The following is a 9,220-nucleotide window of genomic DNA, read 5'->3' on the forward strand; positions in this document are numbered from 1 at the left end:
AGACGACATACATCATAGAAGACCAGTTAGCTGAGGTACTGCGGTAAATCCGGCCCCCAGTAACGGATGCCAGTGCCAGGGCCGCCGCCTGGGAAATATCATGTGTTGGTGATTCGTACAGGCCCCCGATCCAATCAGCGATCTCTTGCAAGAGGGGAATCGGGATAATGGCGTCTTGACGGATGATGCTAGGCTCTGGTGTTGGTGCCCTGACTTCCTCCAGCAAGATGGCGACCCGCTCTGGATCAGGCGTAAATGCTTCCGCACCGATGGCCAGCGGATTAATCCAACCCGCCTGACCCGCTGCATAAAAATCGTTTCAAAGTTAACCGCGCCAACTGGTTTAAAACTTGTCCATGTTTTGTTAGCATCCTGGCCAGAATACTTATCAGACTTTTTCGACCAGTCATCCCAGAGTTTCCAGCCTTCAGCGCCCAATGGTCGCAAGGCCATCCCAAACTTTACCCAGCGGTCCCGATCATCCGAGTCCAGGTAGGACAAGGCATCGCGTAGCTCATCAAGCTGGCTTTGGGTGGCATAGCGGGAAGCGACCGAAGCAACAGCCGTAGAGACTGGCGGGGCGGCCAGATTGCGTATCCAATCGGGAAGGGGGGAAGGGTAGGCGCCCTTGAGCGGGTTGCTCTCTTCATCCCAGGTATAGGCGCCCAATGGCCCCATGGTGGGTTCCACCACGATATAGCCATTGCGCTTGACATCCACGCCGTCGCCCAACCTGCCAGGCAGGTTGGTTGGGATGCCTGATGGCAAGGTAAAAACGTGATGAGTGCCACCGCCTTGAGTCCAGGCGAATACTTCAGACTCAAGTTCGCCATGCTGCATTTGGAGTATTTCCATGGTCCAGATAGAACCATTGCGCGGGTCTTGGTCGATACAGACGAGCTCAGATCGCCCGAGATTGATCCCGATCCCAGCATCTGGCATCGCGCTCCACCAGCGGCGGATGATAGCGGGATCAATGGTGGCGTCATCCATGCCCTTGTTCACCAAGGCGCCAATCGGATGCTTGCCAGGGCTTTTGCAAAACCCATTGCGGCTTGCAATCCTTAGCGCCCATACGGAAAGCACCAGCCGAGCCGCATATTGCAAGGCCCGGACCAGGATAGGTCCGGAAAGACATAACGAGGGCGATGTAGAGTTCGGCGCCTAGGTCCTCTGCCACGGCGGGATCCGCGCCAGCGAGAGAACCAGGATCACGCGAGGCGAATATCACTGCCGCGCCTCCTTGGCGCGGGTTGTCTTTTGTTGTTGCCCCGGCAATCGGTTAGTACGATGGCGATATATTCCGGAGTGGGCATGCCCTGTCCTCAAGAAACGCCTCAATGATTTTCGCCATCTCGGCTCTTAATCGCGCGCTTCGTTCTTGGATTTTTCGTTTTCGCACTTGGATAAGCGCCTCGCCGTAGCTTGGGTGGGCTTTCGTCTGGGCCTTTGCTGCAAGCCATGGTTATCTGAGCGGGATTTGCGTTCGCACAACTTGGCTTGCTCGGGAACTGGGTGTTTCCGCAGTAACCCTACCAAGGACCCTAGCCGCAGATGGTAGATACCGAAATTCAACCACTAGGACGTGCCAAACTTTGGCCTAAAGGATGCTTGTGCGAGACGTGGTAAGATTTTCTGCGGCTTCGGGCTGTTGTCAACGTATGCTCCCTCAATCATATCCTTTTGCAATTATCCCCCTGGCGCCCAAAGAAAAGCCGCGCCCGTGCGCGGCCCTGTGGTTTATCTAAAAGCCGTCAACCCAGCGTGTTTTCCCCTGGCACCAATCCGCCACCGTCCATTCTGATACGCCAATCTGCTTACCGATCTTGGGATAGCTCAAGCCTTGCTCACGAAGCGCCAGAGCCGCCCGCACGGTCTCGGTAGAGTGCTTGGCCTTACCATGCCAGGCCCCGAGGCGATGGCCGGTGACGGCTCTTGTTTGTTGCTGTCTTGACTCATTCATAGCGCGGCGAAGATGTCCTGCTGTTGCCCTTCGCCTGCCGCACTCGTCAGATGCCCAACGGCGGCCCTAAAGTACGTCGGATTGAGTTCCGTCAGAATCACCTTGCGTCCCATCCGTAGCGCCTGGACGCCTTCCGACCCAATGCCTCCGAAGGGTGTCCACAGGACATCGCCCGGATTGGTCCACAGGACGATGGCGCGATTGGTGATGTTCAGCGGCATTGGGCAGTTGTGGACAATGCAGCCTTCAGCGGTAAAGCTTTCATCTTCCGCAACTTTAAGGCACCAAGTTTCCCTATCTTCGGTGCTGTCAATATTTGACACCTTTTTCCATGCTCCATCATCTAGCAAGAATGGCTTTATCCTTTGGCCTTCTTTGGTTAGATAGGCGGACAAAGACCAATCCTGCTTGCAGTGTACTGATCGTCCTTGTATTACTGACTCTCTTTCAGGTCTTCCAGGAAATACCGAAGCTGATACACCGTAAACTCGTTGAATCAACAGGGCGGCGCCAAGCAATAGATTTTTTGATATGCTGGTTGCGCTAATTCTATTCCTGGCTTCGTTAAAGCTTCCATCTGCCGATAGATATCCATCAAGCAATGATTTTGCTTGATCTACAGGCAAAGAAAACGCAAAAGTAGGGAATTGTTTATTACTAGCACCCCTGCACACGTTTCCTATAATTTCCCTGATTTTCCCGCCAAGGTCTTTTATTCTTATTTGTGCTGCGGTATTTGTGTCATTGACAAAACCAAGCCTTTTGCCAAGTTTTTTTATTAATTCCTTGGTTTCATGATGACCGCAGCTTAGTATTAACTCATCTCTTCCTCCAAAATGGCCATCACCAAGCCATCTTCCGGCTATCCATAAATCATCGTTACTATATAACCTAGTATCTTTGATTTTAGGGAGCTTTAGGTTTACATAGCTTCCTAACATAAACTGCGCTTGTTCCCATGCCGGGACTGTTTTTTTGGCTCTTTTTCTAGCATAGACTGCATTTGGTACTCCTCCTTGTGGTACTTTTCTTCCCCAAACCTCATGATCTGGTGTCAGCCATAAATCAGGAACACCTTTGGCTTTAAGTCTGATAGTTGGCTTTACCCCAGTATTAATCTTTGCTATTACTGGGCGCCATCTTCCTTTATGGGTTAATACTGAATCGCCAACATCAACTAATTCAATTGGCTTAAATCCAGATTGAGTAAGGACGCTTGATCCAGATGCTAGACATAAATGCTTCTCCGCGTTGGGATCTCTGGATTGCTGGACATTCAGGGTGTCCGTGGCCTTAAGATCCATATCCCCGCCGCCCGATTGCCCGCCCGTCGATGTGGCCCGTAGATAGCCCGAGGCATCAAACTCGGTCTTGATCGGCCCGCCATAATTCCAGCACGTCGCCGCCGCTGGCCAGATAGGCGAGGCCAGTTCTTGCCAGATGGGCAATTGAAAATCATCCTTGTGATGAACAACTGGCCTTTGCAAAGCCACTTCCTCATCGGTCTTCGGCCACTTGCGGAATACCAGCAGATACTCGGGCATCCCCACCCGGCAAAATGAGGCATCGCCCCGGAAGGTCTTGTAGAGCAAGCCATGGGCATTGGTCTTGCTGCGCTCCAGGACCGGATCGCGCCAGATGGTGATACGGCATTGCAGGTTCCAGCCGGCCTTGAGATGGGCTTCGGTAATGCGATCCGACAAGGGCCGAATCCCCGAGGCCCCATCCACCGATGATCCCTGGTAATAAACCATGTCCTTGATATGGACGCAGGACAGCCGGCCAGGACGGGTGGCCCGGAGTTTTTCCTTGACCAAAAAACTGTATTGCTCAAGAAATTCGTCGTCGTTTTCCGTATTACCCATATCCGCTTCCGACTCGGAATAGATGTATAGGCTGGAAAACGGCGGGCTATAAACCGTGATATCAATCGAGTTGTCCGGGATCTGGGTAGCCAAGGCCAGGCAATCGCCATAATAGGCGGACCAGTTCTCGCCATGGACTTGATCCAGGACCGTGAGCGGGGAGTTCAAAGCAGCGTTAATAGTTTTCATGGTGTCTTTCTCTGAAGTTAGGCGGCCAGCCAGTGCGGCAGGCGAGCGACTTGACGTGGGATATAGGATGTTTTCGTTTCGCGCTTGGCCACTTCGCGCCTCATAGCGGCAGTCATCGCTTCCTTCATAATCTCGTGGTCGCGGGCCTTGCGCTGGATGGTGTTCCAGATGACGGATTCCGTTTCCGCCAAGGCCACATGCACCTGAACCTTGCGCGTTTGGCCGAAACGATCACACCGACGAATGGCCTGGTAGTATTGCTCATAGGAGAATGAAAGACCGCAAAACGCTACACGGGCGCAATGTTGGAAATTTAATCCGAACCCAAAAATCGAGGCTTTAGTTATCAGTATTTTCGACTTGTTCTTCTGCAGCTCGCAGGTATAACAAAGCTTTTTCGAGAGACTTCGCCGTATCGCCAAGTTTTCCGAGCCCGAGATTGCATGAGTCGCAGAGTAGTCCCCTGACTTTTCCTGTTGAATGACAATGATCGACTCGCAATCTTCCGCTACTGCTGTTTCCTCCGCAGATTGCACAGACTCCATTTTGAGACTCGTGCATTGCATAGTACTGTTCGACGGTGATCCCAAAAGTCTTGAGTACATTAGCGAGTCGCTTTTCTGGGTTTCTTTTTCGCCAACCATTGGCTTGCTCTCTGGCTTTTTCTCGCAACTCTGAGGACTCTGCGTATCGCTTTCTTCTGTACTCGTTTCGCAGATTATTTTGCTCCTCGGTCCTAACAAACTTATCCTTGTTGTTTTGGTAGTAGATGCGCATGTATTCTTTATTTTCTTCTGGGGTTCTGCTAGGTTTAAGGATTGTTGGATTACCTGCATCTGCGAGGGCTTGTAATTTTCGCTTGCGATTTTCTGCGTACTCTGGTTTCCACATGTGCATTCACCATCTATGCCGCAAAACCACATTGCGGCGGCTTCTTTGTAATCGCTTGAGTCAGAACCCCTGACTTCAACGGCTTCCGGTAAAACTAACGAGAGAGCGTCAGCTTCGTAATCGGTATCACACCATACAAGCCATGCCTCGTTAGGGTCTGCCTTGACAATTTCGGCAATTCGTTCGGCGCGGGCTTTAGCGGTAATTCTTTTTTCTTTATGAATAGCTGTGGCACTTGTATCCACATGCCGAAATAGCTCGTGATATTCCGCGCCCGCTCTTAAATCCGCATCTACATAGTGAAGATCAACTTGATGGCCAGGGCGCTCAAAGCCCACATCGGAATAGCCGAGATCGGAAGGCCGGGCGGCCATCCGCGCCCAAGACGCCACCCATGACCAAAAATCCGCCACGCCATGATGCTTGAGGCGATAGCGCCCCATTTGCGCTGGTCCGCGACGAACCATCTGGCCAGCATTTCATTGCTGGCCATGACCCGGAGTAGTTGCGAATGCTGGCCAAGTTCCATATGGTCATTGGGCGCCGGGGTTGCCGTCAGGGCCAAGACGTAGGGAATGCGCTCGGCAAAGGCCATCAAGTTTTTGCTCGTCTTGCCTCCGAAAGATTTAACTATTGAAGATTCGTCGCATACCAAGCCGCCGAACATATCCGGGTCAAACAGATGCATCCGCTCATAGTTCGTAATTACGATTGGCGTCTTGGCCTTGCTGGCCTCCCGGACATAAGCCGCATCAATGCCGAACCTGGCCGCCTCCCGAGCGTGTTGGGGGCCAACCGCCAAGGGCGCCAGCATCAGGACTGGCTTGTTGGTTGCCTCGCCAATCACGCGCCCCCATTCCAGCCCAATCAGGGCCTTGCCCATGCCCGTATCCAGGAAGCCAGCCCCGCACCCGACTCTTATCAGGTAATCGGTAACATCCGCCTGATAGCTGAACATGGCCTCGTTCAAAGCCGGAACCTTGGCCAGTCCTCGCGGGACCGCCCGCCGGGCCTTGCGTCTTATCATTGAAAAGTAGTGATCCAGTTGCGTTTGCTGGTATATTTGCGGTGTCATGCGCTCGCACTCCTATTTAGTGCTAGTGGGTGATTCCCGGTCCCTGTTGACGGCAGGGCGCCGGGGCTTGTCAAACTGACCCCGCCAGCCGTTGCGCGGCCTGGTGAAGTCGGGAATTGAACCATCTCCTTATGGCGTAGCTTCTGGCTAGGCTAATGGCCGTAAACCAGGCGCCAATCCAGAGATTGGTACTGAGTGGCACATTGATTCCGAATAGCGGAAAGATCGCTAATTGGGATAAGAGCGCCACCAGATAGCCAATGCCGATATTCATCAGCGATTCGATCAGCGATTCCTTCCGGCTTTGCATCATCGCCAGTTCATCCGCGCTTCGCGTTTTGAGGCGCAGTAAAAACAGAGGGCAAATTGACGGCGGTGGTGATCCAGAATTTCGCCGCAGTCTGTGCAAAAGTTGCTCGTCGGCAAGGGCCGCTCGCGCTGAAATTTCAAAGCCGCCGCAAAGCGGGCCGCCTCGCGCTCTTCCATTTCGGACAGCGTGTCGATTTCGTCACTCATTTCAAAAACCACACGGCAACGACACCCATGGCGATGCACACGCCCACGATGACGGCCACGCTCGCCAGATCAACGAGAAATTGCGTCACTTAGAATTCTCCAGGCGATGGCGGCTTGCAGGGGGACTTGGGCATTGCCAAGGGCCTTGAGTTGGCCAACCCGGTTTTTGACGCCGGTAGCGATTCGTCCGACATCGGGCTCGATATCCCACCAGCCTGGAACCAGTTGAGGGGGAAGTTCATCAGCCAACACACCCAAACCGGATTGAGGCTCCCGCCTATCTGCTCCGATAGCGGCCGGCTGTTGCGCTCCATCGTTGCCTGACTGGCTTTGCCCGATTTCCAGTCCCTCGCCGTAGGCGTGGCGCATTGGAAGACTGCCATCGCCAGCCCGTCCCCGCTGTTTGGGCTTAATCCCTTGCGGTTGTTGTTGCCGCAGACTGTTGGCGTGGGCCACTTGACCTGATCCGCCAGCGTGATCGTTTGGCCCTTGGCCCGTTTGCGGTTCGCGTATTCCGGGTCTTTGGCCCGATCCGCATTGAGCATCCCCACTGTGGGAGTCCGCCAATTAGCGGTCTCCCCAGATGCTTGCCCGATCCTCTTCGCCATGGGGTAGCACCAGCCCGGCGATGCGGAGCACCGGGGCTACGGAACCTCCCAGACCGCATCCATCCCGAGCGCGGCAAGGTCACTGAGGACGGTATCGAGTCCCCGAGTAACGAGAGCTGGGCTGTTTTCAATGAATGCGTAGCGGGGTCGTATTTCGCCAATAATCCGGGCAAATTCTTTCCAGAGTCCTGATCGCTCGCCTGTGATTCCGGCCCCTTTGCCGGCGACGGATACGTCTTGACAGGGAAATCCACCTGAGACAACCAGGGAATCGCGCCGCTCAATGAGCCATTCGATGTAGCTTCGAGTGTCGGGATTGTCGATTGAAAACGTACGCACATCGTCCCAGACAGGAAACGGAGGTAGGCATCCGTCAGACTGCCGCTCCAGCAAGACCCGTCTTGGGTACTCTTCGATTTCGACGGCGCCGACTGTCCGGTGTCCGAGCAGGATGTCGGAGAGGACGCCTCCGCCCGCTCCTGCAAAAAGATGGAGGGCGCTAAGTGCCACATTGCACTCTCCCCGGACGCGGCCAGGCGATAGCCGCCGAGACAATGCCCGTGGGCAACTCCGCCGCTATCGGCGTCACCAGGGGCTTAATGAGTGTTCTTGGCTGGCGAATTGGCGCGCCCAATCCGCGAGATGCCGCCAGTGCCGCTTTGCTTCTGGACGGACGGGGAGGACGATCCTGAGGCAACAGCCGGGACCGCTGAATCGAACACGGGAGACAAACTGCCGTGCGACCCTGGGCTTCGCGCACTCGCAGGACACTCAGATAGTGCTGTGCTAACTCTGACTCTTTGCCGCAGCACTCCCAGACGACGCGCCACATCCTGAAAGACTCGCCACGCCCCAGGATGCGCACGGGTCCGAATTGCTCACCGATGGCATAATCAGCCCGCTTCGCCGGATTGGCGGCGCGCTGGGCGCAGCGATGGCAGCGGGTCGCGCCCGCCTTCTGCGCCTTCTTAAAGACGAGTTCGTTACGCTCGATTTCCCGCCCGCAGCATTCCGCCTTGGCTAGATAGCGGCGATAGTTGCTCTTGGGCGCGTCGGAGAGAACGGCGAGGATCGTGTAGCAGGCGAACGTGTCACCTACCTGGAGCGGCTTGCCTTTGGCGGCCATGTCAAGCCCCCATCCGCGGCCGCGGCCAGGCCACGGCAGCGGAGAGGATGCCGGGGGGGAGGATCTCGATGGTGGGCGGCTGCGGGCGCCGTCTGACGCCATGGCGCCCCTTGGTGTAGCAGGACCAGCATTGGTTATGAGTTTTCCCACGCCGGGCGTCAGCGCGCAGCTTGTGCAGACGCTCGTGCGTCACATCTTCATCCTTGCCGCAACAGGCCCAATGGATGAGCTTGTGGAGCGGTGACGAGCCAGCGGCGATGACCGTAATCGGCCCGATGACTTCCCCAATCGCCACCGGAATGCCACGCGGAACGGGGTCTTGCTGCAAACGTCTAGCCTTCGCCGCACAGGAGGCACACAGCGTCACGCCCGTTCGCATATCGGCGCGCAATTGCTTCTGGCTACGGATCACTATCCGTCCGCAGCACGCCATCAGCGCCTCGTACAGACGCCTTGAGTAGTTGGAGGCGTCGTCGTAAAGCCGGATGATGGTGGCATTGCCAATCACTTCGCCAGGCTCAAGGCGAATCACTTGCGACAGGCTCATGTCAGCACCCCAACCGCGCTAGCGTTTCGCGAGCGCGAGCGCGATCCTCCGGGCTCATATTTGGCGCATGAATGCGGATCAGGTCCGCCTGCAAATGAATCATCGCCTCCGGGAATTGCGCCTGGGTAAGATTCTCCGGCCACCACTTCTGGATAGCGGCCTCGGCGGCTGGCGAAAATCTGTAGGTGGACGATGGCTCTTTAACAAAAAATTGCTCAGTCATTTGTTTTCCGAGTTGGTGGGTGGGTATTAATAAAAAAGCCGGTTCAGGGGATGAACCGGCAAGGCGTCCGTGGGGACGCTAGAGGAGGTAATCATTAGCCTACGCGGCCTTGGCTGGCGCGAGCTGGTCCAGCGCCCTCTCCAGAGCCAGCAGGGAATCAACCGAGGGGTTTTTGAGCGCCCCAGTGGCAAACTTATTGATCCAGCTAGGAGATTTC

The 9,220-nt window shown here is 55.3% G+C and carries 12 protein-coding genes; all 12 read right to left on the bottom strand.

Annotated elements, in window-relative coordinates:
* Nucleotides 1–12 precede the first annotated feature (12 nt).
* The 12 genes from IPH59_12095 to IPH59_12150 all read right to left on the bottom strand — a co-directional run bounded on the left by IPH59_12095 (nt 13) and on the right by IPH59_12150 (nt 9,003).
* Nucleotides 13–1,107 carry a bifunctional DNA primase/polymerase gene (locus IPH59_12095; protein MBK7092440.1) on the bottom strand — a complete coding sequence of 365 codons (1,095 nt, stop codon included), beginning with the start codon at nt 1,105–1,107 and terminating at the stop codon, nt 13–15.
* A gap of 637 nt (nt 1,108–1,744) precedes the next feature.
* Nucleotides 1,745–1,963, bottom strand: a complete 219-nt coding sequence (locus tag IPH59_12100) for a hypothetical protein (protein MBK7092441.1) — start codon at nt 1,961–1,963, stop codon at nt 1,745–1,747.
* The gene (locus IPH59_12105; protein ID MBK7092442.1) at nt 1,960–4,017 is read right to left on the bottom strand and encodes a hypothetical protein; all 2,058 of its coding nucleotides are present in this window, start codon (nt 4,015–4,017) and stop codon (nt 1,960–1,962) included. The genes IPH59_12100 and IPH59_12105 overlap by 4 nt, the downstream gene beginning before the upstream one ends.
* A gap of 17 nt (nt 4,018–4,034) precedes the next feature.
* Nucleotides 4,035–4,208 carry a hypothetical protein gene (locus tag IPH59_12110; protein MBK7092443.1) on the bottom strand — a complete coding sequence of 58 codons (174 nt, stop codon included), beginning with the start codon at nt 4,206–4,208 and terminating at the stop codon, nt 4,035–4,037.
* Nucleotides 4,209–4,356: 148 nt separating this feature from the next.
* A complete protein-coding gene (locus IPH59_12115; protein MBK7092444.1) occupies nt 4,357–4,794 on the bottom strand; it encodes an endonuclease VII domain-containing protein in 438 nt (145 codons plus the stop codon).
* A 406-nt stretch (nt 4,795–5,200) separates the two neighbouring features.
* Nucleotides 5,201–5,983: a hypothetical protein gene (locus IPH59_12120; GenBank protein ID MBK7092445.1), complete on the bottom strand. Its 783-nt coding sequence runs from the start codon at nt 5,981–5,983 to the stop codon at nt 5,201–5,203.
* Nucleotides 5,984–6,053: 70 nt separating this feature from the next.
* A complete protein-coding gene (locus tag IPH59_12125; GenBank protein MBK7092446.1) occupies nt 6,054–6,293 on the bottom strand; it encodes a hypothetical protein in 240 nt (79 codons plus the stop codon).
* Entirely contained in the window at nt 6,293–6,499 is a 207-nt protein-coding gene (locus IPH59_12130; protein MBK7092447.1) for a hypothetical protein, read from the bottom strand. The genes IPH59_12125 and IPH59_12130 overlap by 1 nt, the downstream gene beginning before the upstream one ends.
* An 89-nt stretch (nt 6,500–6,588) precedes the next feature.
* On the bottom strand, nt 6,589–7,044 hold the full coding sequence (locus IPH59_12135) for a hypothetical protein (GenBank protein ID MBK7092448.1): 456 nt from the start codon (nt 7,042–7,044) through the stop codon (nt 6,589–6,591).
* A 99-nt stretch (nt 7,045–7,143) separates the two neighbouring features.
* The gene (locus IPH59_12140; protein MBK7092449.1) at nt 7,144–7,617 is read right to left on the bottom strand and encodes a DNA cytosine methyltransferase; all 474 of its coding nucleotides are present in this window, start codon (nt 7,615–7,617) and stop codon (nt 7,144–7,146) included.
* Nucleotides 7,607–8,383, bottom strand: a complete 777-nt coding sequence (locus IPH59_12145; GenBank protein ID MBK7092450.1) for a hypothetical protein — start codon at nt 8,381–8,383, stop codon at nt 7,607–7,609. The genes IPH59_12140 and IPH59_12145 overlap by 11 nt, the downstream gene beginning before the upstream one ends.
* Nucleotides 8,384–8,781: 398 nt before the next feature.
* Entirely contained in the window at nt 8,782–9,003 is a 222-nt protein-coding gene (locus IPH59_12150; protein ID MBK7092451.1) for a hypothetical protein, read from the bottom strand.
* Nucleotides 9,004–9,220 lie beyond the last annotated feature (217 nt).

This window comes from bacterium, assembly GCA_016708315.1.
Lineage (GTDB): Bacteria > Zixibacteria > MSB-5A5 > CAIYYT01 > CAIYYT01 > JADJGC01.